General features: G+C 61.4%; 21 protein-coding genes. 10 read left to right on the top strand and 11 right to left on the bottom strand.

The genetic code is table 11. From position 1 onward, the window contains the following. Position 1 precedes the first annotated feature (1 nt). The 4 genes from rfbB to cysQ are packed head-to-tail and all read left to right on the top strand — an operon-like array spanning position 2 to position 3,647. A complete protein-coding gene (gene rfbB / locus ACP154_RS07255) occupies positions 2-1,048 on the top strand; it encodes a dTDP-glucose 4,6-dehydratase (RefSeq protein ID WP_421860413.1) in 1,047 nt (348 codons plus the stop codon). Beyond that, positions 1,045-1,935: a dTDP-4-dehydrorhamnose reductase gene (gene rfbD, locus ACP154_RS07250; RefSeq protein WP_421860416.1), complete on the top strand. Its 891-nt coding sequence runs from the start codon at positions 1,045-1,047 to the stop codon at positions 1,933-1,935. The genes rfbB and rfbD overlap by 4 nt, the downstream gene beginning before the upstream one ends. A 13-nt stretch (positions 1,936-1,948) precedes the next feature. Then, the gene (rfbA, locus tag ACP154_RS07245; RefSeq protein WP_107712337.1) at positions 1,949-2,833 is read left to right on the top strand and encodes a glucose-1-phosphate thymidylyltransferase RfbA; all 885 of its coding nucleotides are present in this window, start codon (positions 1,949-1,951) and stop codon (positions 2,831-2,833) included. A 25-nt stretch (positions 2,834-2,858) separates the two neighbouring features. After that, a complete protein-coding gene (gene cysQ, locus ACP154_RS07240; protein ID WP_107712336.1) occupies positions 2,859-3,647 on the top strand; it encodes a 3'(2'),5'-bisphosphate nucleotidase CysQ in 789 nt (262 codons plus the stop codon). A 35-nt stretch (positions 3,648-3,682) separates the two neighbouring features. Here cysQ and cysN read toward each other — a convergent pair whose 3' ends face one another. The 3 genes from cysN to ACP154_RS07225 all read right to left on the bottom strand — a co-directional run bounded on the left by cysN (position 3,683) and on the right by ACP154_RS07225 (position 7,880). Further along, the gene (gene cysN, locus ACP154_RS07235) at positions 3,683-5,581 is read right to left on the bottom strand and encodes a sulfate adenylyltransferase subunit CysN (protein ID WP_421860419.1); all 1,899 of its coding nucleotides are present in this window, start codon (positions 5,579-5,581) and stop codon (positions 3,683-3,685) included. A gap of 1 nt (position 5,582) precedes the next feature. Continuing rightward, positions 5,583-6,554 (bottom strand): sulfate adenylyltransferase subunit CysD, encoded by a 972-nt coding sequence (cysD, locus tag ACP154_RS07230; RefSeq protein ID WP_133724720.1) that lies wholly within the window; start codon positions 6,552-6,554, stop codon positions 5,583-5,585. Between the two features lie 213 nt (positions 6,555-6,767). Then, positions 6,768-7,880, bottom strand: coding sequence for a DegT/DnrJ/EryC1/StrS family aminotransferase (locus ACP154_RS07225; protein WP_421860421.1), 1,113 nt, complete (start codon positions 7,878-7,880; stop codon positions 6,768-6,770). A gap of 182 nt (positions 7,881-8,062) precedes the next feature. On the opposite strand from ACP154_RS07225, the gene glmM reads away from it, so the two are divergent. After that, the gene (gene glmM / locus ACP154_RS07220; RefSeq protein ID WP_421860424.1) at positions 8,063-9,406 is read left to right on the top strand and encodes a phosphoglucosamine mutase; all 1,344 of its coding nucleotides are present in this window, start codon (positions 8,063-8,065) and stop codon (positions 9,404-9,406) included. On the opposite strand, the gene galU is transcribed toward glmM, so the two are convergent. The 7 genes from galU to ACP154_RS07185 all read right to left on the bottom strand — a co-directional run bounded on the left by galU (position 9,403) and on the right by ACP154_RS07185 (position 19,195). Then, entirely contained in the window at positions 9,403-10,284 is an 882-nt protein-coding gene (gene galU, locus ACP154_RS07215; protein ID WP_107712331.1) for a UTP--glucose-1-phosphate uridylyltransferase GalU, read from the bottom strand. The two genes, glmM and galU, sit on opposite strands and share 4 nt — an antisense overlap. A 73-nt stretch (positions 10,285-10,357) precedes the next feature. Next, positions 10,358-12,181, bottom strand: coding sequence for a glutamine--fructose-6-phosphate transaminase (isomerizing) (glmS, locus tag ACP154_RS07210; RefSeq protein ID WP_421860427.1), 1,824 nt, complete (start codon positions 12,179-12,181; stop codon positions 10,358-10,360). A gap of 135 nt (positions 12,182-12,316) precedes the next feature. Continuing rightward, positions 12,317-13,618: a UDP-glucose dehydrogenase family protein gene (locus ACP154_RS07205; protein WP_107713650.1), complete on the bottom strand. Its 1,302-nt coding sequence runs from the start codon at positions 13,616-13,618 to the stop codon at positions 12,317-12,319. 109 nt (positions 13,619-13,727) lie between these two features. Continuing rightward, on the bottom strand, positions 13,728-15,503 hold the full coding sequence (locus ACP154_RS07200; protein WP_424993776.1) for a hypothetical protein: 1,776 nt from the start codon (positions 15,501-15,503) through the stop codon (positions 13,728-13,730). A gap of 85 nt (positions 15,504-15,588) precedes the next feature. After that, positions 15,589-17,097 (bottom strand): phosphomannomutase/phosphoglucomutase, encoded by a 1,509-nt coding sequence (locus ACP154_RS07195; RefSeq protein ID WP_421860431.1) that lies wholly within the window; start codon positions 17,095-17,097, stop codon positions 15,589-15,591. Positions 17,098-17,186: 89 nt separating this feature from the next. Next, positions 17,187-18,119, bottom strand: a complete 933-nt coding sequence (locus tag ACP154_RS07190; RefSeq protein WP_421860434.1) for a Gfo/Idh/MocA family protein — start codon at positions 18,117-18,119, stop codon at positions 17,187-17,189. Positions 18,120-18,205: 86 nt separating this feature from the next. After that, positions 18,206-19,195 carry a KpsF/GutQ family sugar-phosphate isomerase gene (locus tag ACP154_RS07185; protein WP_421860437.1) on the bottom strand — a complete coding sequence of 330 codons (990 nt, stop codon included), beginning with the start codon at positions 19,193-19,195 and terminating at the stop codon, positions 18,206-18,208. 179 nt (positions 19,196-19,374) lie between these two features. Here ACP154_RS07185 and gpmA point away from each other — a divergent pair, with 179 nt between their 5' ends. The 4 genes from gpmA (at position 19,375) to ACP154_RS07165 (ending at position 24,220) form a co-directional block, all read left to right on the top strand. Further along, positions 19,375-20,094, top strand: coding sequence for a 2,3-diphosphoglycerate-dependent phosphoglycerate mutase (gene gpmA / locus ACP154_RS07180; protein ID WP_421860440.1), 720 nt, complete (start codon positions 19,375-19,377; stop codon positions 20,092-20,094). 6 nt (positions 20,095-20,100) lie between these two features. After that, a complete protein-coding gene (gene ribD / locus ACP154_RS07175; protein ID WP_421860443.1) occupies positions 20,101-20,688 on the top strand; it encodes a bifunctional diaminohydroxyphosphoribosylaminopyrimidine deaminase/5-amino-6-(5-phosphoribosylamino)uracil reductase RibD in 588 nt (195 codons plus the stop codon). Positions 20,689-20,788: 100 nt separating this feature from the next. Further along, on the top strand, positions 20,789-22,087 hold the full coding sequence (locus tag ACP154_RS07170) for a pentapeptide repeat-containing protein (protein ID WP_133724711.1): 1,299 nt from the start codon (positions 20,789-20,791) through the stop codon (positions 22,085-22,087). Between the two features lie 75 nt (positions 22,088-22,162). Continuing rightward, entirely contained in the window at positions 22,163-24,220 is a 2,058-nt protein-coding gene (locus tag ACP154_RS07165) for an NAD(+) synthase (protein ID WP_421860445.1), read from the top strand. Positions 24,221-24,369: 149 nt separating this feature from the next. Here ACP154_RS07165 and ACP154_RS07160 read toward each other — a convergent pair whose 3' ends face one another. Next, positions 24,370-24,840: an Hsp20 family protein gene (locus tag ACP154_RS07160; RefSeq protein WP_107712322.1), complete on the bottom strand. Its 471-nt coding sequence runs from the start codon at positions 24,838-24,840 to the stop codon at positions 24,370-24,372. Between the two features lie 283 nt (positions 24,841-25,123). Between ACP154_RS07160 and ACP154_RS07155 the strand changes: the two genes are divergently transcribed. Further along, positions 25,124-26,092, top strand: a complete 969-nt coding sequence (locus tag ACP154_RS07155) for a class I SAM-dependent methyltransferase (protein ID WP_421860447.1) — start codon at positions 25,124-25,126, stop codon at positions 26,090-26,092. Positions 26,093-26,104 lie beyond the last annotated feature (12 nt).

The raw sequence follows: 26,104 nt of genomic DNA, 5'->3' as shown, positions 1-26,104 counted from the left end.
AATGCGAGTCTTGGTGACAGGCGGATCGGGCTTTATCGGCTCGGCGCTGGTGCGGCGTCTGGTGCTGGAGACCGGATGGGACGTGCTCAATCTCGATGCGCTGACCTACGCCGCCTCGCCCGCCTCGCTGGCGGACCTCGAGGATCATCCCCGATACACCTTCCTGCACGCCGACATTCGCAATGCCGAGGCCGTCGCCCAGGCGTTTGACCGGTTTGAGCCAGACGCCGTCATGCATTTGGCGGCGGAAAGTCATGTGGACCGCTCGATCACTGGCGCGAAGGATTTCGTGGATACGAATGTTTTGGGCACGTTCACGCTGCTCGAAGCTGCGCGCGCCTATCGCGACAAACGCGGCGCGGCGGCGGACCGATTCTGCTTTTTGCATGTCTCCACCGATGAAGTGTTCGGCTCACTGGGAGATGACGGCAAATTCTCTGAAACCACGGCCTATGATCCCTCCTCGCCCTATTCGGCGTCCAAGGCGGCGTCCGATCATCTGGCGCGCGCCTGGGGCCGCACCTATGGGCTGGATGTGCGGGTGTCGAACTGCTCGAATAATTACGGACCGCGCCAGTTTCCCGAAAAACTGATCCCGCTGATGATCCTGAAAGCACTGTCGGGCGAGGCCCTGCCGGTTTATGGCGACGGCTCGAATGTGCGCGACTGGCTCTATGTGGATGATCATGCCCGAGCGCTGGAGCTGGTGGTCAGCCAGGGCCAAGCGGGGCAGACCTATTGCATTGGCGGCGACGCCGAGCGCACCAATCTTCAGGTGGTTCAGGCCATTTGCGACCGGCTGGACGTGGTGCGCCCCACAGACTCAGAGCGCGCCGCACAGATCCAGTTCGTCACTGATCGCCCTGGTCATGACCAGCGCTACGCCATTGACGCGAGCACCATCAAGGCCAAGCTCGGCTGGAGCCCGTCGGTCAGCTTTGAAGACGGCCTCGCCGCAACCCTAGACTGGTATCTGGCGCATGAAGGCTGGTGGCGGCCCATCCTTGACAAGAGCTATCAGGGTGAACGGCTGGGTCTGAGCGCATGACTCCGGACCAGAGGGATTCCAACGCTCCGATCCTGGTGATCGGGCGCACGGGACAATTGGCGCGCGCATTGGCGGCGCAAAGCGACGCCGTGACCGCTTGCGGGCGGGATCAGTTTGATCTGTCCCAGCATGATCCCGACGCTTTGCTGGACCATCACCGCCCCCGCATCGTCATCAACGCCGCCGCCTATACCGATGTGAACGGTGCGGAAAATGACGAGCTGGCCGCCCGCGCGCTCAATTGCGTGGGCCCCGCGCGTCTGGCCGCGGCCTGCAAGGCGCGCGGCGTCGGCTTTCTTCATGTCTCCACGGACTATGTGTTTGATGGGGCGCCCGGTCAGGCTCCCTATGCCGAGACGGCCCCGACCAACCCGCTCAATGTCTATGCGCGCACCAAGCATGAGGGCGAGCAAGCCATCTTCGATGTGTGCGACACCGCGCTGATCCTGCGCGCCGCCTGGATCTTCGACGCGCGCGGCGGCAGCTTTCTCAACGCGATCCTGAACCGGCTCGATCAAGGGCAACCGCTCAAGGTCGTTAACGACCAGATCAGCACGCCCAGCTGGGCGCCGGATCTGGCGCAGGCGCTGCTGACCCTCGCGGCACAGACGCAGCGGCCGAGCGGCGTCTTTCATTACAAGGGCGGCGACTATGCCAGCTGGTATGATTTCGCGTGCGCCGCCGCGGACCTGGCGCGGCCTCACCTTCGCACCGACCCGGTGATAGAGGCGGTGGATTCAAGCGCCTTCCCGCAAGCTGCAGAACGCCCGAAAGATACGCGACTGAACGCCCAAGCCTTGCTGGACGCGGCCGGAATCGACGCGGGAGACTGGCGCGCGGGCTTGCCTGAAGTGATCGCTCAGCGCTATGAGCAGCGCATAGGTTGAGTGAGCATGCGTCATGTCGAAAACAACAAAGGGTATTATTCTGGCTGGCGGGTTGGGCAGCCGCTTGCGCCCGATTACATTGGCCGTCTCAAAGCAGCTCCTGCCAATTTATGACAAGCCACTGATCTTCTATCCGTTTTCGACGCTCCTTCTCGCCGGCATTCGCGAGATCTTGATCATCACTACGCCTGAGGCACGGTCGTCTTATGAGCTCTTGCTCGGGGATGGCTCCCGGTATGGCGTGACCATCCAGTACGCTGAGCAGGACGAGCCGCGCGGCCTGGCCGAAGCCTTTCTGATCGGTGAGGACTTCATCGGCGACGACAATGTCGCCCTGATCCTGGGCGATAATCTCTTCCATGGCGCAGGGCTTGTTGAAGGCTTGCGCACGGCCGGTGAGTTTGACGAGGGCGCGCTGGTTTTCGCCTATCATGTGGCCGACCCGACCGCTTTCGGCGTGGTCGAACTTGATGATGAGGGTCGCGCCGTCAGCCTGGTGGAAAAGCCGAAAAAACCGCGCAGCAATTGGGCGGTGACCGGGCTTTATTTCTATGATTCCAGCGTTGTCGAGATCGCCAAATCGATCACACCGTCGGCGCGCGGCGAGCTTGAGATCACTTCCGTCAATGAAGCCTATATGGACCGCGGCCAGCTGAAGGTTCAGCTCTTGTCGCGCGGCGTCGCCTGGCTGGACACCGGGACGGTGGAAGGCATGGTGGAGGCGACGGAATATGTCCGCGCCATCGAAAAACGCCAGGGCCTGAAGATTGCTTGCCCAGAAGAGATCGCCTGGCGCAATGGCTTCATCACTGACGAGCAGCTCAAGAAGACCGCGAACGCCATCCCCAACGCCTATGGTGCATACCTGAAGAACCTGCTCAAGGCGGAACGTCGCTAAGCCGTATCAGACAAAGGATCTGGCCATGTCCCTCAACGCTCTCGCACGGTCTTTCGGTCAGATCTGTCTTGAGGCCGCCATCCCGGTGATGGAGGTCTATGAAAGCGACTTCACGCCCGAGCAAAAAGCTGACAAATCTCCGGTCACCGAAGCCGACAAGCGCGCTGAAGTGATCATTCTGGACGCACTGGCGAAGCTTTTGCCCGACACGCCGGTTCTGGCCGAAGAGAGCTTTGAGGCGGGCGTCCGCCCCTCCGTCAGCGATGAGTTCCTGCTGGTGGACCCTGTGGACGGCACCAAGGAATTCATCGCCAAGCGCGGCGAGTTCACCCTCAACATCGCCTTGATCCGGAACGGCGCGCCCGTGGCAGGCGCGGTGTATGCTCCGGCTCTCAAGCAGCTTTATCTCGGGGGCGAGACCGCCTTTACGGGCCGGTTCGAACCGGGCGAAACCCTGGACGAGGCTCGGCTGTCCGCAGCCCAAACCCGTCCCACGCCCGATGCTGGCATGACGGCTGTCATGAGCCGCTCTCACGCGGACGAGCAGACCAAAGCCTTCGCTGAAGCCCGGGGCGTGGTCGAAGCGATCTCGGCCGGGTCATCGCTGAAGTTTTGCAAGCTCGCCGAGGGCGCGGCGGATCTTTATCCGCGCTTTGGCCCCACCATGGAATGGGACACGGCTGCGGGCCATGCGGTGCTGAGCGCCGCCGGCGGCGCGGTGACAGAGCCCGACGGCGCACCTTTCCGCTATGGCAAGACCGCAGACGGCTACAAGAACGGCGCGTTTGTCGCCTGGGGTCAGCCGCCACGCTAAGCCAGGCGGCAGACATCCAGACAGGGTAAATCGGCCTAGCCGATAAAGCCGCGAGCGATCAGCTCTTCGATCACGCGCTCGGCCGCGTCTTCAGCCGACAGATCATCCGTCTTGAGGTGTATTTCGGCGTGCTCAGGCGCTTCATACGGGCTGTCAAAACCGGTGAAGTTCTTGATCTCGCCCGCCTGAGCCTTTTTGTAGAGCCCTTTGGGATCGCGCTCGATGCACACTTCAAGCGGCGCATCGACAAAGATTTCAACAAACTCCCCCGCCTCAACCTGCTCGCGCACCATCTGACGCTCGGATCGGAAGGGCGAGATGAACGAACAGGTTACAATCAGGCCTGCGTCGACAAAGAGCTTGGCCACTTCACCGATGCGGCGAATGTTTTCCACCCGGTCCACATCGGTGAAGCCGAGATCCTTGTTCAGGCCATGACGCACATTGTCGCCGTCCAGCGAATAGGTATGACGTCCCGCTTCCGCCAGCTTGCGCTCGACAAGGTTCGCGATCGTGGACTTGCCAGCGCCGGAAAGCCCGGTGAACCACAAGACGGCGGGCTTCTGCCCCTTCATGCCGGCGCGACGATCCTTGTTCACATCCATGGCGTGGGTGTGAATATTGCTCGCCCGGCGCAAGGAGAACTCGATCATTCCCGCGCCCACCGTCTGGTTGGTGAAGCGGTCGATCAGGATGAAGGACCCTGTTTCACGTTGATCGGTATAGGGATCAAACGCGATGGGGCGTGAGGTCGACAAGGTGCAAACGCCGATCTCGTTGAGCTTGAGCGATTTGCCCGGCTCTTTTTCGAAACTGTTGACGTTGAGCTTGTGCTTGAGCGTCGTCACAGACGCCGGGACGATCTGCCCTCCCGCCTTCAGAAGATAAGACCGCCCTGGCAGCATCTCTTCATCGGTCATCCAAAGTATTTCGGCTGCGAACTGATCTGACACCTCGGGGCGCTGCTGCGGATCGGTCAACATGTCGCCGCGCGCGATATCGATCTCGCGATCCAGAACCAGGGTCACCGCTTCACCCGCCGTCGCGCTGTCGCGATCGCCGTCAGCGGTTACAACGCGTGCGATCTGGGCGCTTTTACCGGAATGCGCGACCACCACGTCATCGCCCGGGGACACCTCACCGGACGCAACCGTGCCGGAAAAGCCGCGGAAATCCAGATTGGGACGGTTCACCCATTGCACCGGAAAGCGGAACGCATAGGCCGCTTCCTTGTCCACATTGGTGTCCACCCGCTCCAGATGCTCCATCAAGGTCGGGCCGTCATGCCATTTCATGGCATCAGAGCGCGCAAAGATATTGTCGCCATAGCGCGCCGAAATCGGGATCGGCGTGATCGACGCGAACCCCAGGTCTTCGGCGATGGTCAGATACTCAGACACGATCTCATGGAAGCGCGCGCGCGAATGATCCACCAGATCCATCTTGTTCACCGCCACCACGGCGTGGCGAATGCCCATCATGTTGGCGATATAGGTATGACGTTTGGTCTGGGTCAGCACGCCCTTGCGCGCATCCACCAGAATGATGGCGAGGTCAGCCGTCGAGGCGCCGGTCGCCATATTGCGCGTATATTGTTCATGGCCGGGCGTGTCCGCGACGATGAATTTGCGCTTTTCGGTGTTGAAGAAGCGATAGGCCACATCGATCGTGATGCCCTGCTCGCGCTCGGCTTCCAGACCATCCAGCAACAGCGCGAAATCAATCTCCTCGCCCGCTGTGCCGTGCTTGCGGGAGTCGCGCTCGAGAATTTTGATCTGATCTTCAAAGAGCAGCTTGGAATCAAACAGCAAACGGCCGATCAGGGTTGACTTACCGTCATCGACAGAGCCGCAGGTAATAACCCGCAGGACGCCGTTCTCACCGGCCCGCGTGAGGCGGTCTGTGACTTCCGTGCGGATCGCATCATCAGCCATCTTAGAAATACCCCTCACGCTTTTTCTTCTCCATCGAGCCCGCCTCGTCAAAGTCGATCAGGCGGCCGGCGCGTTCAGACGTCCGCGCGGTCAGCATCTCCAGTACGATGTCGTCCAGCGTTTCCGCCTCACTCTCCACAGCCCCTGTCAGCGGGTAGCAGCCCAGCGTGCGGAACCGGATCTTGCGCATCTGCGGCGTCTCACCCGCCTGCAAATCCATCCGGTCGTCATCGACCATGATCAGCGTGCCGTCCCGCTCCACCACAGGTCGTTCGCCTGCGAAGTAAAGCGGCACGATCGGGATGTCTTCTTCCAGGATGTACTGCCAGATATCCACTTCGGTCCAGTTGGACAGCGGGAAGACGCGAATGCTCTCACCCTTGCGGATTCGGGTGTTATAGGTGCGCCACAGCTCAGGGCGCTGATTGCGCGGGTCCCAGGCATGGGAGGCGTTGCGGAAGGAAAAGACACGCTCCTTGGCGCGGGATTTCTCTTCATCGCGGCGCCCGCCGCCAAAAGCTGCGTCATACCGGCCGTCATTGAGCGCCTGCAGGAGGCCTTCCGTGCGCATGACCTGGGTGTGAAGCGCCGAGCCGTCAGTGAACGGATTGATCGCCTGCTTGCGGCCTTCCTCATTCACCCAGACGATCATGTCGAGCCCCAGCGCTTCGCTCAGCGTGTCGCGAAAGGCGCCCATGGCCTGAAATTCCCACAGAGAGTCGATGTGCAGGAACGGGAAAGGCGGCTTGGACGGAAAAAACGCCTTCATCGCCAGATGCAGCATGACCGTGGAGTCTTTGCCGATTGAATAGAGCATGACCGGGCGCTCAAACTCGGCCGCCACTTCGCGCATGATATGAATGGCTTCCGCTTCCAGCGCTTGAAGATGCGGCGAAAGCCGTCGTCTCGGCTCGGCGGAGCTCGCGTTAAAGCGCTGCGCATAAGCCCGAATACGCGACTGGATGTCGGTCATATCGACGTCCCTTGGTCAGGAGAAGATCAGCAGGTGTGGTAGTCAGTTTATGAACTTTTGCAAAGTCTAGAAACCGGTCAAATCAAACCTTGTGTGCAGCGCACCATAATTCTGGACGCTTGTGACGCATATGAAACGGGCGACCCTTAGGGGCCGCCCGCTTGAATCACTAATGTTTCAATGCAGCGCAGCATCCCGGCCGCGCACGCCGACCTAGACGGAGGCCCGCACGGCTGCGATCACCTGTTCAAGCCGCTCGCCTTCCAAGTACGCGTCCATGGGCAGCGACACGACGCGGCCTGCGGCCGCTTCGGTGATCGGCAGCCGGCCCGGCATCTGTTTGAACGCGGCGTAGCAATCTTGCAGGTGCAGTGGCACCGGATAATAGACCGCGGTCGGCACCTGACGCTCGGCCAGCTTGGCGCGGAACGCATCGCGATCCTCAACTTCGATCGTGTATTGCGCCCATGTGGAGACGCCGCCTTCAATGACCTTGGGCGCTTTCACCACATCACCAAAGCCCTTGGCGTACGCACCGGCCGCCACATTCCGAGCCTTTATTTCGTCTGCGAATATTTCGAGCTTGAGAAGCAGGACCGCCGCCTGGATCGTATCCAGACGGGAATTGAGACCAATGCGGGCGTAATAATAGCGCTCGTCCGCCTCGCCATGATTGCGCAGCGACTTCATCAGATGCTGCAGCTCGTCATCCTGGGTCAGTACCGCGCCGCCATCGCCGTAACAGCCCAGTGGCTTGGCGGGATAAAAGCTGACAGTGGTCACATCCGCCCATTCAGCCGGGTGCTGACCGTTCAGAGTGCAGCCATACCCCTGGGCGCTGTCCGCGATCAGCTTCATGCCATTGGCCTTGCAGATCTTGGCGATCGCCGGATAGTCTGCAGGCTGGCCAAACAGATCCACGGCGATCACCGTATGCGGGTTCAGCCCTTCCGCCTTCGCCCAGGCGACCGCTTGCTCCAGATGCGCAGGGTCCATGCAATAGGTGTCAGGGTCGATGTCCACAAACACCGGATGCGCGCCCAGATGGGCCGGCATTTCAGCCGTCGAGGCGAAGGTGAAGCTCGGCACGAAGATCGCGTCTGTCTCACCCACCTGCCAGGCCATCAGCGGCAGCGCCAGCGCATCGGTGCCATTGGCGCAGGTCAGAGCATGTTTGGCCGCGCCGAACTGCGCCAGGCGCTCCTCGAGTTCGGTGACTTCGGGTCCGAAAATATAGCGCCCCTCCTCAATCACCTTAGCGATGGCCTGATCGAGCCTGGGCTGAAGGCGGGCGCGCTGAGTGGCGAGATCGATGAAAGGCAGCATGGCGCGGATTCCTGACGCAGAGCGAATAAGATGACGTCACGCTCTTATTGGCTTCGGAGTTTGGAGAAAAGTCACGAAGCCTGTCGTTTTATTTCACCAGACGCACCCAAGGCCGCACGATTGCATCTGATCGGCGTTCAGCCTACCAACTCAGAACCGTAGCCAGCACGGGGATCGAGCCCATGAAACAGTATTTTGGCACTGACGGCATTCGCGGTCGGGCGAACCAGCCGCCCATGACCCCCGAAGTCGCGTTGAAGCTGGGCCGGGCCATCGGCTCGTTCGTCCGCCAGGGCGAGCGTCGCCACATGGTCGTGATCGGCAAGGATACCCGATTGTCGGGCTATATGATCGAACACGCCATGGTGGGCGGGCTGACTGCGGCCGGTATGGATGTGCGCCTGATCGGCCCCTGCCCCACCCCCGCCATCGGCATGCTGACCCGCTCCATGCGCGCCGATCTGGGCATCATGATCACTGCATCTCACAACCCCTACACCGATAACGGCATCAAGCTGTTCGGCCCGGACGGGTTCAAACTGGCGGACGATAGCGAGCTGGAGATCGAACGCCTGATCGAACAGGACCCGGATGCGTCGTCCGTGGACGGTGAAAAGATCGGCAAGCTCGATCACTATAAAGACGCCTATGGCCGCTACATCGAAGGCGCCAAGGCCAGCTTCCCGCGCGAACTCTCCCTGTCCGGCATCAAGGTGGTGGTCGATTGCGCCAATGGCGGCGGCTACAAGACTGCGCCCATCGCCTTGTGGGAGCTGGGGGCGGATGTTCACCCTATCGGGGTCTCGCCCAACGGCACCAATATCAATCGCGCATGCGGCTCCACGGCGCCAGAAGCGATGATTAGCGCCGTACGCGAGCTGGGCGCGGATATCGGCATAGCCCTGGATGGCGACGCCGACCGCGCCATTTTGTGTGACGAGAAAGGCCACCTGATCGACGGCGACCAGATCATCGCGCGCATTGGCAAGGACCAGTACGACACCGGCCAGCTGCGCGGCGACGGCGTGGTGACCACCGTTATGAGCAATTTCGGGCTGGAGCGTTACCTGACGTCAGAAAACCTCAAGCTCATCAGAACCCAGGTCGGCGACCGCCATGTGGTCGAAGCCATGCGCAGCGGCGGCTATAATGTGGGCGGCGAGCAGTCCGGCCATGTGGTCCTGCTCGATCACGCCACCACCGGCGACGGGCTGATCGCCGCGCTTCAGGTTCTGGCGAGCTGCGTGCGCGCCCAGAAGCCGGCCAGCGAGATCTGCCATCTGTTCGAACCCGCGCCTCAAATCCTGATCAATGTGCGCTATCAAGGGGCTTCGCCGCTGGAGCTGGAGAGCGTGCAAAAAGCCCAGGCCGATGCCGAAGCCCGGCTGGGCAATCAGGGTCGACTGGTCTTGCGAAAATCAGGCACCGAGCCGCTGATCCGGGTGATGACCCAGGGCGATGACGACCAGCTGGTCAATTCGGTGGCGGAAGACCTGGCCGAGGCGATCCGGCAGGCGGCGGGTTAAACCCGCCGTTCACCCTTCAGAAGACCTGACAGCAACGCAGTGCTGGCGGTTTCGTCCGCCTTCAGCGCCATCGCCGCAAACGCTTCGAGATAGCCCTGGGGCGAGCCGGTGTCATAGGTCACGCCGTCAAACTTGTAGGCGTGGAAGGGCCGGCTTTTCAGAAGCGTGACCATGGAATCGGTCAGCTGGATCTCACCGCCCGCACCCGGCGGCTGAGCGCCCAGCAGATCCATGATCTGCGGCTCGAGGATATACCGCCCCGACAGCATCAGATTGGACGGCGCCTGGTCCACGGGCGGCTTTTCCACCATCCCGGTCATTTCCAGAAGCACACCCTTGTCCTCGCCCGGTTCGATCACGCCGTATTTCGAGACATCCTCATGTGGCACGGCCTCGACGGACACGATATTGCCGCCTGTCTCGGCATAGGCGTCGACCATGCCCTTCAGGCACGGAACGCCGCCATCCATGATCATGTCGGGCAGCATCACTGCGAACGGATCCTCACCCACCAGATCGCGGGCGCACCAGATGGCGTGTCCAAGGCCTTTGGGGGCTTGCTGACGGACAAAACTGCACGCGCCGGCTTCCGGGCGCAGCGCGTTGAGGGTGTCCAGAAGCGCGGTCTTGTTCTTCTGCGCCAGCGCCGTTTCCAGCTCAAAGGCGTGATCGAAATAGTCTTCGATCGCGCCCTTGTTGCGCCCGGTGATGAAGATGAAATGCTCGATCCCGGCTGCGATGGCTTCATCGACCACATATTGCAGCGCCGGACGGTCATAGACCGGGAGCAGCTCTTTGGGGATGACCTTGGTGGCGGGCAGGACACGCGTCCCGAACCCGGCGACCGGAATTACAGCTTTGCGAACGGCCCGCGACATACTCACCCCCTAGCGTGTTCAGCGTGGTTGATAGCTTGTGGGCCGCGCCGCCGCAATGTCTGCGCGAGCCGGTTTATTCAACCGTCACAGACTTCGCCAGATTTCGCGGCTGGTCCACATCGGTGCCTTTGAGCGACGCTGTATGATAGGCGAGCAGCTGAATGGGCGCCGCCGCGACGATGGGGCGGATGAATTCAGGGCAATCGGGCATCGTGACCACATGCTTGGCGGTATCGCCCGCCAGGGCCGCCCCCTTGTCGTCCGTGATCAGAATGACCTCGGCGCCCCGCGCGGCGACTTCCTGCATATTCGAGAGCGTCTTTTCAAACAGGGCGTCATGGGGCGCGGCCACAACAACCGGCGTGCCCTCTTCGATCAGCGCGATCGGGCCATGCTTGAGCTCGCCTGCCGCATAGCCCTCGGCATGGATATAGCTGATTTCCTTAAGCTTAAGCGCACCTTCCATGGCCAGCGGGTGATAGACGCCGCGCCCCAGATACAGCACGTCGCGCACCTGGGTCAGGCGATGGGCGATCGCCTCGATCTGCGGCTCCGCCGCCAGCGCGGCGTTAATCAGGCGCGGCGCTTCAAGAAGCTCGGTGACGAAGCGCGCTTCATCGGCTTCGGTCAGCACACCCCGCGCCCGACCCGCTCCGATGGCGAGACACGCCAAAGCGGTCAATTGCGCGGTGAACGCCTTGGTCGACGCCACGCCGATTTCAGGTCCGGCCTGGGTCTGGGCGATGGCGTCGGCTTCGCGCGCAATGGAAGACTCCGCCACATTGACCACCGCCAGGGTTTTCGCGCCAGCGGCCTTGCAATAGCGAAGCGCGGCCAGCGTGTCGGCGGTTTCACCCGATTGCGAGATGAACAGAGCTGCGTCCCTGGGGCCGATCACCGGATCGCGATAACGAAACTCGGACGCCACATCGATCTCGACCGCCAGACGAGCATGCGCTTCAAACCAGTGCTTGCCAATGGCGCCCGCGTAAAACGCCGTGCCGCACGCGGTGCTCAGCAAGCGATTGATCTTGGCCCAATCGAGCAGCTCGCCCGTATTGAAGCGCCCTGCATCCACATCGACATAACGCGACAGAGTATGGGCGATGGCGTCAGGCTGTTCATGGATTTCCTTTTCCATGAAGTGGCGATACTCGCCCTTGTCTGCGAACCCGGCCACGGCCCGAGACACATGCACTTCGCGATTGGCGGGGCGCTGCGCCGCGTCGAGAATGCGTACGTCATCAGCCGTCACAACCGCGCGGTCGCCCTCTTCCAGATAGATGACCTTGTTGGTCCAGCCTGCAAGCGCCAGGGAATCTGAGCCCACATAGCCCTCGCCGTCACCCAGACCGACCACCAGCGGGCACCCCGACCGCGCCACAAAGAGCGCCCCCGGCTCGTCCACATTGAGCGCCGCAAGCGCATAAGCGCCGCGCAAGCGATCCACCGCCGCATGAAAGGCCGCCGCCATGTCGAGGCCTTGTTTGAGACCGGCAGCGATCAGATGCGCGATCACTTCAGAATCGGTCGGCGTGGCACATTCAAAGCCTTCCGACTTCAATTCCGCGCGCAGGTCCTGGTAGTTCTCGATGATGCCGTTATGCACGATCGCCACCGGCCCTGAGGCGTGCGGGTGCGCGTTCTCCAGTGTCGGCGCGCCATGGGTGGCCCAGCGCGTATGCCCGATGCCGATGACGCCATCGGTCGGCGCCTGGGCGATCGCCTGGTCCAGACCTGCGATCTTGCCGGGCGCACGGCGCCGCTCGAGCGCGCCCTGAGGCGTGATGACGGCGACGCCGGCTGAATCATATCCGCGGTATTCCAGTCGCCGCAGCCCGTCCACAAGACGCTCTGTAACCCGGGTCGAACCGACAATGCCGACAATACCGCACATAGACTGCTCCTGAGCTTAAACCGTTTGCGCCCGCCTTCGATAATCAGAGCGCTTGGCCCTGACTAGCGAAAGACGTGCTGCAATCGATCGAAAGGCTTCAACAATTACTGCGGCGGGTTTCAGGCGAGGATGCGGCTATCGTCCGATGCTGACATATTTGAAGCCACGTTCGGCCATGTCGGCGGGATCGTAGATATTGCGTAGATCCACCAGGATGGAGCCCTTCATGCACTCACGGACCCGATCAAGATCAAGCGCTCGGAATTCGTTCCACTCGGTGATGATCACCATTACGTCGGCGTCTTCGGCGCACAGATAAGCGCCCGTGGTCATCTCCACATCACTCAACAGTTTTTCCGCTTCCAGAGCTCCGGCCGGGTCATAGGCCTTGATCTTGGCGCCGGCTTTCTGAAGCGCCGGAATGATGTCGAGGCTCGGGGCGTCGCGCATATCGTCCGTATTCGGCTTGAAGGTCAGACCCAGCACCGCCACGGTCTTGCCCGCCACATCGCCCTCGCACGCCTTGATGACCTTGTCAGCCATCGCCGCCTTGCGCGCATCATTGATCTCGACCACCGTCTCCACCAGACGCACCGGGCTGTCGTATTCCTGGGCCGTGCGGGTGAGCGCCAACGTATCTTTCGGGAAGCATGAGCCGCCATAGCCGGGACCCGCGTGCAGGAACTTGCCGCCAATGCGGTTATCAAGGCCAATGCCCTTGGCCACTTGCTGCACGTCCGCGCCGACAGCTTCGCACAGATCCGCCATCTCGTTGATGAAGGTAATCTTCATCGCCAGGAAGGCGTTCGCGGCGTATTTGATCAGCTCCGACGTCCGGCGCGCAGTGAACACGATCGGCGTCTCGTTGAGGAACAACGGACGATAAAGCTCGCGCATCACATCGCGCGCGGTGTCATCTTCAACGCCGACAACGACCCGGTCAGGGCGTTTGAAGTCTTCGATCGCTGCGCCTTCGCGCAGGAATTCAGGGTTGGAGACCACCGCGAACTCAGCATCAGGCCGGGTCTTGCGGATCACCGCCTCCACCTCATCGCCCGTGCCGACCGGTACGGTGGACTTGGTCACAACGACAGTGAACCCGTCCATTGCCTGAGCAATTTCTTCGGCAGCGGCATAGACATAACTTAGATCCGCATGGCCATCGCCACGGCGTGACGGCGTGCCTACAGCGATAAACACCACATCCGCCGCCTTCACCGCTTCGGTCAGATCGGTTTCAAAATCCAGACGCCCTTCGCGCACATTGCGCTCGATCAGCAAATCCAGACCGGGCTCATAGATCGGCACGCCGCCAGAGCGTAACTGTTCGATCTTGTCCGCATTCTTGTCGATGCAGGTCACATGATGACCGAAGTCCGCGAAACACGCCCCGGACACAAGCCCCACATATCCGGTGCCAATCATTGCTACGCGCATCATAAATCTCCAATCGGGCTGAACAGCGCCGCGCCCAAAGAATAGTCTTGGTCAGCCCGGCATGTCTCTCACGCAAACTACGCACCTGGCCAAACACCCATGGATCACCCTAGCGCGGGTCCATCCTGTACTTCGCCAGCATGGCGTCGGCCGCCGGCAAACTCCAGTTCCGCCCTTTTTTCAGAAGAATCACTCGGCCACTCCGACGGACGACATCGAACAGGTCTTCCAGTTCTTCGTAATGTGTGCGATCGCCGTAATCATCAACGGCATAGATCACATGATCATCAGTGCGCAAGGACGCATTGACCGTGGTCGCGACCCTGAATCGCCCATCGATCAGGACAAAATCAACTTCATCGACAGGGATTTGGGACCATGGACCTTTGAGATAGGCATCACTTGCAGCTGACGACATCTGAACAGGATAGCCCCATTCTTTGACGGGCCCGACATCAGCATGGATGAAACTCACACGCCGTCCAGACTGCAAGGCTTGAACATTCGGATCGGATTGGATGTGTTCAATCCAGTTCGGATCCGTCTCGACGCTATAGAGGTGCCCGATGCCTGTCTTGGCCGCGATCCGGGTCGAACCGCCTATGCCAAACTCAACCGCGACTCGCGCGGCGTCATAACACTCCGCGACGCAGCGTCGCCCTTCATCATCGAGCGCCGCAGGAACATCCACGATATCCTCTTCGAGCACACGGATAGGCGTGGTCGCCACCTCTACGATGGCAGGTTTCGCGCTCTTGGTCTTCGCATTGCGGTCATAACCGTTTTCGATCAATGTCCGCAGGCCTGCCTCCCAGCGCGAGATGCAAAGCTTCCAGTCATGCATTGGCTCCGTCCGAGCCCGAATACGCGCGGCTAGGTCCGCCTGATTCTCGATCGCCCAACACAATTTTTGATAAATCGCGTCTGAATCGGACGGGAAGGGAAAGGTTGCGCTCAACTGCGGGTCATGCAGCTCAGCAATGATGTTGCGATCATAGCCGCACATCACAGCGCCCGCCATCTGAGCCTCGACATTCTGGACTTCATAGATCGCGCGGTCTCTCCACAAGGGTTCGAACTTGTGGATCGTGCCGCGCACATGGGGCGCGCTCTGGGCGTAATCGATGAAGCAATACACCCAGGCCGGATTGATGAACTGCTCAGCCAGCTGATCATATGGCATAAAATCAAGATGCGTCGCGCCTTCAACACCGATCGATCGCCCCAGCGAAACGATTTGAAGGTCTGGATATCGATCTCGTAGGCGCTCAAGTGGCTCAACAAAGTGTGCGATCGCCCAGTCATCTGCGGTATTGGGGACGTCCACCGCGATGAAGGGCGTGTCTGACTTCATGTTGGGATGAAACAGCTCGGGATCTGCGCCGCGGCCGACATAGCCGTATCGATCCAGCGAATAGGAGTCAGATTTATAATTGGCAACAACCGCCACGTCTTCTTTCAGTGCAAAAGCGGCGTAATCGAAGGTCGAAAACATGTTTCGGGCAGCAACGCCGTCGCGCACAGGCGCGGTTTTCGGAAAGTTTTTCGTCACCACACGCGATTGGGCGGCGAAGCGTTTGAAATACGTGTCCCAGACGACATGGTCAGTCACCTGCCAGATCAACACGTCACACGGCGCGATATCCTCAATCTCTTCAACGAAGATCGGTCGGATATCAAACGCTTCGCCCAGTTTCGGCAATTCGTTGAGATCATCAAAGTCATTCAGGGAGATAATGTGATCCAGCTCGGCGCGTTCCCGAAATGGGATCACCAGCTCGACCTCATGGCCCCAATGAGACAGCCAGCGCGCTTCGTTCAAAGACATTACACCGCAGAACCCGGGCTGAATGACAGGGTGCTGCCCGATAATCACTACTTTCAAAATGCTCTCCAATTGAGGCGCTTAGTCGTCTGAACGCGTCTGTGCGGGACCTGGAGCATCTCAACAAACAGGCTGAGATGCTGTGCTACAGCTCCTGATCGAACGCGCCGATCTCGGGGTGCTGAGCCAGTTCGTCCTTGATGGCGGTGAAGATCGCTTTCACATCCTCTTTGCTGTCGGGGCTTTCCACCACGATCACAAGATTGGGCGTGTTGGAGCTCGCGCGCACCAGCCCCCAGGCGCCGCCCTCCAGCGTGAAGCGCACGCCATTGACGGTGTTCACATCAATGATCGTCCGGCCCGCCAGCTGAGCGCCGTCGGCATGGCGTTTCTGAAAAGCCGCCACAATGCGGTCGACCACATCATACTTCTCTTCATCCGAACACGCCGGCGACATGGTGGGCGAGCCATAGCTGACAGGCAGATCATTTTTCAGGTCTGCGACCGTCTTGCCGGGATTGCGCTCGAGCATTTCCAGAATGCAGCGCGCGGCGACAATGCCGTCGTCATACCCGCGCCCCACCGGCGGCTGCAGGAAAAAATGGCCCGACTTCTCAAAACCCGCCAACGCCCCGAGCTCATTGGCGCGCCGCTTGATATAGGAATGGCCGGTCTTCCAATACTCGGTCTCACAGCCATTGGCTTTCAGTACGGGATCGATGGCGAACAAGCCGGTGGATTTCACGTCCACAACGAATTTCGCGCCTTTATGGCGCTCAGACAGATCCCGGGCGAGCATCAGGCCCACCTTGTCGGCGAAGATTTCTTCGCCCGTATTGTCCACCACGCCGCAGCGATCGCCGTCGCCGTCAAAGGCGAGACCGATATCCGCGCCCGTCTCCTTCACCCGATCAGAAAGAGCGTGCAGCATTTTCATGTCTTCAGGGTTGGGATTGTATTTGGGGAAGGTGTGATCGAGCTCGCAATCCATGGCGATCACCTCAACGCCCATGGCTTCAAGCGCCTCAGGCGCAAAGGCGCCCGCCGTGCCATTGCCGCAGGCGACCACGGCCTTGATCTTGCGCTTCAGCGACAGACTGCCAGCCAGCTCGGCCTTGTAAGCGTCCGCCACGCCCTTTTCGCGTACATAGCCGCCGCCCGGTCGCGCCACGCCCTCATCGTTGAGGACGATCTCCTTGAGACGGGTCATCTCCTTGGGACCAAAAGTCAGGGGGCGTTCAACGCCCATCTTCACCCCGGTCCAGCCGTTTGAGTTATGGCTGGCGGTGACCATCGCCACAGACCCAATATCAAGATGAAATTGCGCGAAGTACGCGGTTGGCGACAGAGCGAGGCCAATGTCATGCACCTCGATGCCCGCCTGCATCAGTCCCACTTCCAGCGCCTGTTTGACGCTCAGCGAGTAGCCGCGAAAATCATGGCCCGTCACGATCTGGGGCGCCTTGCCCAGCTCATGGATGAGCGTGCCCAGACCGAGGCCCAGCGCCTGAATCCCATAAAGGTTGATTTGGGGCGGCTTGTCAGAGCCCGGATGACCGAACCACCAGCGCGCATCATACTCCCGAAAGCCGGTCGGCGTGACGAAGGCTTCGGTTTCATAATCCCAGGTATTGGGTTGAAGGTCGGTGCGCATTGTCATCCCCTCTTGTCGGCGCGACCTGCAGCGCGCCTACGATCAATTTCAACTCTGCCGCGTACGGAATTAGCAAACAAGTGTGACGTCTAGTGTGACGCCATCTCATCAATACGCTCAGCAAACCGCACCGCGGCGGCGCCCGCTTCTCCGGAAGCGGCGGGACCATCCGCCCGCCCCAGCACCGCATCAACGAACCGGGCGACATTCGCGCCCAGCGGGTCGCGGCCTTCAGGCGTGTCCATATAATCGGGGTTGAGGTCAAATCCTGTGGTGTTCTTGAAGGTGCGCGCCACGAAATCAATCTCGATGACGCCGCTGTCATACGCCACCACCATGCCGCGGCGGCGGTCTTCGGCGATACGGCTAGCTCTCAGCTCAAGCGCAGCGCCGTTTTCAAAACGCGCCTCGATGCTCACCGCATCCAGGCTGTCGCTGCGCTCGGTCTGACCGTCAACGCTCAGTGTTTCAGCCTCTGACTGTCCGATCAGGGTCAGGGCGAGGTCCAGGTCATGCACCATAAGATCAAAGGTTACCGAGATGTCGGTGCTGCGACCGCTCCAGGGTCCTTCGCGCCAGGCGGTGATGCGCTGGGGCGGCGTCTTGATCGCCGTCAATCCCATCACGTCAAAGACCAGACGTTCCTGATGCCCGCAGGCCAGCACCAGATCCTGCTCAGCCGCCAAAGCGACCAGACGGTCCGCCTCTACACCGGTGACGGCGAGCGGCTTTTCAATCAGAACCGGCTTGCCCGCCATGAGCGCCTGGGCGCCCATCTCGGCATGGGTGACGCCCGGGCTGGCTATGGTGACCACATCCACAGCCTGCAAGAAGGCGTCGAGATCTGAATACGGCGTCGCGCCATGCTGAGACGCCAGGGCCTGCGCCCGCTCCGCATCGGGATCAAAGATCGCCGTCAGCGTGGTGTCGGGGTTCTCGACATATTTGCCAGCGTGATAGCCGCCGAACACACCCGCGCCGATAACGCCTGCGCGCAAGGGAGATGTCGCCGTCTTGGTCATGGATATGCCCTGTCATGCTGAAGGCTGAACGGTGTGCGGTGTCATAAAACGCGTTTGGGCCGGAGGCAAAGGGCCGTATCGCCGCGCTAGCTGACACCCGCACGCAGAAGATCGTGGATGTGCAACAAGCCGACGGGCTTGCCCTGGTCGTCACAGACAAAGAGCTGGGTGATCTTGCGGTTCCCCGCCGTCATGATCCGCAAGGCGTCAGACGCCAGTGCATGAGGTCGGGTAGTGACCGGGCTGGCCGTCATCACGCTTTTCACCGATTGCTCGATCAGATCCGAGCCCATTTTGCGGCGCAAATCGCCATCGGTGACGATGCCGGACAGCCTGCCCCCTGCATCTGTGACGCCGATACAGCCAAATCCCTTTTCGCTCATCACGATCAAGGCGTCGCCCATGCTGGCGAGCTCGGGCGCAAGCGGCATGGCGTCGCCGGCATGCATCAGCTCATCCACCCGCGCCAGCGCCGAGCCCAGCGCGCCACCGGGATGAAACCGCGCAAAATCGGTTGCGGTGAAACCGCGCGCTTCAATCAGCGCCACCGCCAGCGCGTCGCCAAACGCCATCATCATCGTGGTGGAGGTGGTGGGCGCGCGCGTCTCTCCGCACGCTTCGGCTGCTTTGGGGCACAGCAACACCACGTCAGACCCCTTCGCCAGGGTGGAGTTTGCGCCCGCCGTCATACCGATCAGCGGCACGCCGAAGCGGCGGCAATACGCGATCAGATCACCCAGTTCTTTGGTTTCGCCTGAATTTGACAGCGCCAGCACGGCGTCATCCGCCGTGATCATGCCCAGATCACCATGGCTGGCTTCTGCTGGATGGACGTAGGACGCCGGCGTCCCGGTTGAGGCGAGCGTGGCGGCGATCTTGCGCGCCACATGACCCGACTTGCCCACCCCTGCGCAGATCAGGCGTCCTTTGAGGCCGCTGATCAGGCGCACCGCCTCGACGCTGACCTCGTCAAGCGCCGCGCTCAATTGCGCCAGCCCGTCCTGTTCCAGGCTCAATGTGCGGCGCATGGCCTCCAGGATCGGGGCGGATTGAAGAGCAGTTTCGGACGGCGACATGGTCCATTCCCTTCATCTGTCCCGGCTTTGAACCGGGTCTGGGGCGGGTGGGCGCTCCCTGTACCAAGCCGAGCGCGAACAGGCTAGATACGGATGCGTCTGCAGATGGGCTCGACGGACAGGCGGTAAAAGGGGTAAACCGCGCGCCACAGCAGTCTGTCCGTTAAAGGAACGCCATCATGACCCGTCTTGTGCTCACCCGTCACGGCCAGAGCGTCTGGAACCTTGAGAACCGGTTTACAGGCTGGGTGGATGTGGACCTGACCGACGAAGGCGTCAAACAGGCCAAGCGCGGCGGTCAGTTGCTGGCGGAGACCGGTTTCAAACCTGACTTCGCCTGCACCTCGGTGCTGAAGCGCGCCATCCGCACCTTGTGGTTCGCGCTGGAAGGCGTGGACCGGGTCTGGGTTCCGGTCGAGAAAACCTGGCTGTTGAACGAACGCCATTACGGCGCGCTGACGGGTCTCAACAAGGCGGAGACCGCCGCCAAGCACGGCGAAGAGCAGGTCAAGATCTGGCGGCGCTCCTATGATATCCCGCCGCCCGCGCTGGAGGCAGATGATGAGCGCCATCCGCGCTTTGATGATCGGTACGCCAAGCTCGATCAGGCGCGGCTGCCCGGCACGGAAAGCCTGAAGCTGACCCTGGATCGCGTCGCGCCCTATTTTCACAGCACGATCGCGCCCAAAATCAAGGCGGGCGAAGACATCCTGATCTCCGCACACGGCAATTCGCTGCGCGCGCTGATCAAGATGCTGTTTGACGTCTCCGCCGACGACATCGTCAAGGTCGAGGTGCCCACCGGCAATCCGTTGATGATCGAACTGGACGGCCTCAAGCCGATCTCAGCGCGCTATCTTGATGAAGCGCGCGCCCAGCCGCTGAGCTTTGCGGATTAATCCCAGATGAGCGCCCGCCCGGTCAGCGTCGACGATCTACGCTACATGGATGTGGCGCTGGCGCTGGCCTATGCCCGACTGGGCGCCACTGCGCCCAACCCGTCTGTGGGCTGCGTCATCGTCAAGCATGGCCGGATTATCGGCGCCGCCGCCACCGCTCCCGGCGGTCGCCCCCATGCCGAACCCCAGGCGCTGGCCCAGGCCGGGGACGCGGCGAAAGGTGCGCAAGTCTATGTGTCACTGGAGCCGTGCGCTCATTACGGCCAGACGCCGCCCTGCGCAGAAGCCTTGATCAAAGCGCGTCCCGCCGAAGTGATCATTGCCTGCCGCGACCCGTTCGAGTCTGTAGCGGGACGGGGCGTCACCATGCTGAAAGACGCGGGCGTTCCGGTACTGGAAGGTGTGCGCGAAGCGCAGGCCCTCGCGATGAACGCCGGTTTCTTTCACAGGCTCAAGACAGGACGCCCCTTGCTGGCGGGCGATCCGCGACCCGCGCTTTTTGATGCAGATCTGAGCCTTGAGCCTGGCGAAAGCCTCGATGCGGCGCTGGATCGCTTCGGACAAGCGGGTCTGACACGCGTCCGACAGGTGTAAAAAGCGCACCTGAGCGCTCTGCGACAAGATAGCGTTAAGAGGACTGCGTCCACACTACGCCCCTCTGGGCGCGTGCGCCCGTCCCCGCAACGGATTGCAGATGATCGGCAAGCCCATCCAGTATCAGCCCATGACCCAGCTTGAGGTGGATGACGCCTGCCGCAAGCACGAGTTCTTGATGAATGGGCGCATGGGCGGCGCGCGGGCGAATTTCTCCTACAAAATTCTAAAAGGCCTGGACCTCTCCGGGCGCAATCTCGCCGACGCCGATCTGTCGGGCGCCATTCTGGAGGGCGCCAATTTCTCCGGCGCCAATCTGACTCGCGCGACGATTTTCGCCGCCGATATGCGCCAGGCGAACCTGTCGGGCGCGGTGCTGCACCGAGCGGATATGCGCGGCGTGATCCTGCGCGGGGCAGACCTGACCGGCGCCGATCTCAGCCAGGCCGATCTGCGCGAAGGCGCCATCGCCCAGGTGGATCGCGAAAAAGGTCTCGCCGTGATTACCCATGAGCAGCGGGCCGGCGAAGCCAGCGAAGCGCGCTTCAAGGGCGCAAACCTGTCGCAGACCAAGATGACCGGCGCCGTGGCGCAATCGTCAGACTTCACCGACGCCGTTCTGATCGGCGCGCGCCTGACCCGCGCCAATCTGCGCGGCTCGCGTTTTCCTGGCGCCAACCTTCAAGGCGCCGACCTCTATGGCGCCGACCTTAGCGATGCGGATATGCGCGATTGCGTGCTGATCGGCGCGAAGACCGACATGGCCCAATTCCAGCGCGCCAATATGGAAGGCGCCTTGCGCGACGCGCCGCCGCCTGAAATCGCCGATCCCGGCGGAGAGACCGCCAAGGCGCTCGACCGTCATGCAAGATGGTGCGAAACCGGCGGCGCGGAGGGAGAGCCCTCCACATTCAATGACAAGGATTTACGCGGGCTGAAATCACTGGCCGGTCGCAACCTCACGGCGCTCCAGGCCCGCAACGCCATTCTCTACGGTCTCGACATGGAGGGCGTAGAGCTGCAAGGCGCCAAACTGTCCGGCGCGGATTTGCGCATGACGTCGCTGCGTGGAGCCGATCTGCGCGGCGCAGACCTCAAAGGCGCCAAGCTCAACAATGCTGATCTGCGCGAAGCGCAACTGGGCCCGCTCGTGCTGCCCAATGACCGGCTTCTGGCGGCTTCGATCGCCGAAGCCTGCCTACGTTATGCAGACCTCTCCGGCGCAGACCTTCACCATCTGAACGCCGAAGCCGCGGACATGTCCTTTGCTCGACTGCATGGCGCAGACGCCCGGAAAGCCGTGTTCACGCGCGCCCTGTTCACCGGCGCCAAGCTGGGCGCAAACTTCACCAAAACGGTCGAAGATCTGACAGACGCGATCGACATCAACGCCGCCTGAGTGGACGTTTCTCCCGTCAGCCGATAAATACTCATCCTGAGCATAAGGGGCGCCGCCCCTCTGACCGGTGACCTGATGACCGCTTTCACGAATATCTATCGCCATGGCTTCGCCCGGATTTCAGCCTTTGCGCCCGAAGTGCATCTGGCCGATCCCCTGCGCAACGCCGAGAGCCTGATCGAGCTTGTGCGCACCGCCCATGAGCGCCATGCCGCCGTCTGCCTGTTTCCCGAATTGGGCCTGACCGGGTATTCGGTCGACGATCTGCATCATCAAAGCGCGCTTCTGGACGCGTCAGAGTCAGCCGCCGCCCGGATCATCGAGGCGAGCGAGGGGCTGCGCCCCCTGATCTTTTTCGGCTGCGCCCTTCGCAGCGCGGGGCAGCTGTTTAATTGCGCGCTGGCGGTGCAAAACGGCCAGCTTCTGGGGGTCATTCCCAAAAGCTATTTGCCCAACTACCGCGAGTTCTACGAAAAGCGCTGGTTCGCTGACTCCTCGAGCGTCATTGAGGATACAATCTCGGTCGGCGAACATGTCGCGCCTTTTGGAACCGATTTGTTGTTTGAAGCGCTGGATGCGCCCGGCCTCGTTGTTCATGCGGAGATTTGCGAGGATTTCTGGTCGCCCATTCCGCCGAGCCTTTATGGAGCGCTGGCGGGTGCGACCGTCATGGTCAATCTCTCCGCCTCGAACGCCACCATTGGCAAGGCCCGTGAACGCGCCGCCCTATGCGACGCCCAGTCTCGCCGCACCCAGGGCGCCTATATCTTTTCAGCCGCCGGGACGGGCGAATCCACGACGGATCTGGCCTGGGACGGCCAGCTCCTGGCCTATCAGCAAGGCGAACTCATCGCAGAGGGCGAGCGCTTCCTCAACGACGCGCCGGCCATGCTATACGCCGATATAGACCTCGACCGCATCACCTCTGAACGCGCGCGCCTGTCCACTTGGCGCGACGCCTGCGCGCGCCATGCAGAAGAGCTGCGCCGCTTCTCGCGCATCGGATTCACGCTGGAACCGGACCTTGAGGCCGACATCGCGCTACAGCGGGAGGTGGCGCGCTTCCCATTTGTGCCGAACGACGCCGCCCGGCTCGATGAAGATTGCTATGAAGCCTATAACATTCAGGTCCAAGGGCTGGTCCAGCGCCTGAAGGCCACCGGCATCAAGACCGCTGTGATCGGCGTTTCAGGCGGGCTGGACTCCACCCAGGCGTTGATCATCACCGCCCGCGCGTTTGACCGATTGAATCTCGACCGCTCGGGCATTCTCGCTGTCACCCTGCCCGGCTTCGCCACGTCAGCTCAGACGCGATCAAACGCTCTGGCGCTGATAGAGGGCCTGGGCGCCACCCATCGCGAGATTGATATCAAGCCCGCCGCCGAACGGATGCTGGCCGATCTCGACCATCCCTATTCAGAGGGCGCCAATCAGTACGACATCACCTTTGAAAACGTGCAGGCGGGCTTGCGCACTGATTACCTGTTCCGCTTGGCCAATCATGAAGGCGGGCTGGTCGTCGGCACAGGGGATTTGTCAGAGCTGGCTTTGGGCTGGTGCACCTATGGCGTCGGCGACCATATGAGCCATTACAATGTGAATGGCGGTGTCGCGAAGACCCTGATCCAGCACCTGATCGGATGGGCCGCCCGGCGCGAGGAATATGGCTCTGCGGTTTCCAAAGCCCTGCTCGATGTACTGAACACCGAAATCTCACCCGAGCTGATCCCGGCCGGCGAAGACGGCGCGATCCAGAGCACAGAAGACGCCATCGGCCCCTACCCGCTTAATGATTTCTTCTTGCACTATGTGGTCCGTCACGGCTTCAGCCCCGCCAAGATCGCCTTTCTGGCGGAAGCGGCCTGGAGCAATGCGGAGACCGGCCATTGGCCGCCCCATGTGAGCGCGGCGGACAAGCGCGCCTTTGACCGCGCTACCATTTTGCATTGGCTGGGGGAGTTCGCGCGGCGCTTTTACGGGGCCAGCCAGTTCAAGCGCTCAGCGGTTCCAAACGGCCCCAAACTCACATCGGCCGGGGCGCTGAGCCCGCGTGGAGACTGGCGCATGCCATCCGATAACAGTGCGAAAGTCTGGCGCGACGCGGTCGCGGCGCTGAAAGACGAACTCCTCTGACGCAAAAAGCGGCGCTTCGTCTTGAGGATGAAGCGCCGCCAAAGTGTCAATCAGGGGAAGGTCGTCATAGAAGGTGTGGCCCGATCAGCCAGACGCCGACAATCGGGGGGAGGGACGACGCACGTCCGTCCGACCGGGCCTTGTCTCGGCTAGGCGGCGTCCGCCTTGTTCGCCGAGATGAGTTTCGCATCTGTCTTGCCATTCACGGCGATCCGGCGAGGCTTCTTGGCCTCGGGAATCTCGCGCTCCAGACGAATGGACAAGAGACCATTCGCAAGCGAAGCATCGCGCACCTGGACATGGTCGGCCAGATGGAAGCGGCGCTCAAATGAACGCTCGGCGATGCCGCGATGCAGGTAATTTCGATCTTCAGCATCCTCAGCCGGGATACGCTTGCCGGAAACGGTCAGGACATTTTCCTGAACTTGCAGATCCAGATCGTCTTCACTGAAGCCGGCGACGGCCAGTTCGATCTGGTATTCGTGCTCGGACAGCTGTTCGATATTGTAAGGGGGGTAGCCGCCCGAAGGCTCCAGCTTGGCCGCGTTGTCGATCATGTTGGCCAGACGGTCAAATCCGACAATCGTACGGTACAGCGGGGTAAAGTCAGTGGTGCGCATGGTGTCGATCCTCCTTGGAAGCGATCGGGCCCTCGCAAGGGCTATGTCAGTTTCAGAAGCCGCCTTCAAAACCGCCCGCCTGTTGCAGCGCGGCCTGTCCGGCAATCCGTAAAGCCCCGTTTGGCGGCCTTACCTTAAAAGAATTGGGAAAGCGGATCAGAGCGCGCAAGAGGGGGGCGGGATTTTTTTTCAAACTGGCGTCCTGAAGCGTGTGACCGCCATTGTGGCGCGGATCGTTATCCCACTATGATAAACGCTATTATGGCCAATCCGGAGTGAGCCCATGACACGTCTGACCGCCCTACTATCCGCTGCGTCCGTCCTCGCCTTCCTGACCGCGTGCGGCGCGCCTCCCGCCGAGGAGGATATGACCGCGTCTGAGCCATCCGCCGAGATGAGTGATACCGGCGATACCGCGGCCACCGAAGAGGACATGGCCGCCGACGACGCGGCGATGATGGAGGAAAACGGCCCCGAGACCGGCAGCCTGGCTTGGGCCCTGAATGGCGAGTGGCGCAGCGAAGACGACAGGGCGCGCGACTCAAACCGGCACCCGATGGAAACACTGGAGTTCTTCGGCATTGATCCATCAGGTCGCGTGATGGAAATCTGGCCCGGCGGCGGCTGGTATACCGACATTCTGGCGCCCTGGATCACGGCCAATGGCGGCCAGTATATTGCTGTCTGGCCGACCATTCAGGCCGACAATGAACGCGCCGTCGCATTCCAGGCGCGCTTTCTGGAGAAATTCGACGATCCGCGTTTTGGTGAGGCTGAGCTCGCCACCTTTGACGGCGAAAGCGGCCCGCTGGGCGAGCCCGGCTCAGTCGACGCCATCGTGACCTTCCGCAACACCCATTCCTTCATGGGTCGCGGCGCGGCGGAGAAAGCCTTCAGCGACTTCTTCGATGTGCTCGCTCCGGGCGGCGTTCTGGGCCTGGTCCAGCACCGCTTGCCCGCAGACCGCGTGCAGGATCCGCGCGCCAGCACCGGTTATGTGCAAGAGGACCTTGTGGTCTCCATGGCCGAAGAGGCCGGCTTTGAATTGATCAACAGCAGCGAGGTCAACGCCAATCCGATGGACACGGCGGACCACCCGTTTGGTGTTTGGACCCTGCCGCCCGTGTCACGCTCATCCGCCTTCGGCGAGCCTGCGGATCCCGAATTTGATCGCGCGCCTTATGACGCAATCGGGGAATCTGATCGCATGACCTTGTTGTTCGTCAAACCTGAAGGCGACGCGGGCGAGTAAGTCTGAGGAAAC

The sequence above is a fragment of the Oceanicaulis sp. genome (assembly GCF_965249665.1).
Taxonomy (GTDB): Bacteria; Pseudomonadota; Alphaproteobacteria; order Caulobacterales; family Maricaulaceae; genus Oceanicaulis.
Note: the sequence above shows the minus strand (reverse complement) of the source record. Positions and strands in the feature narration are given on the sequence as shown.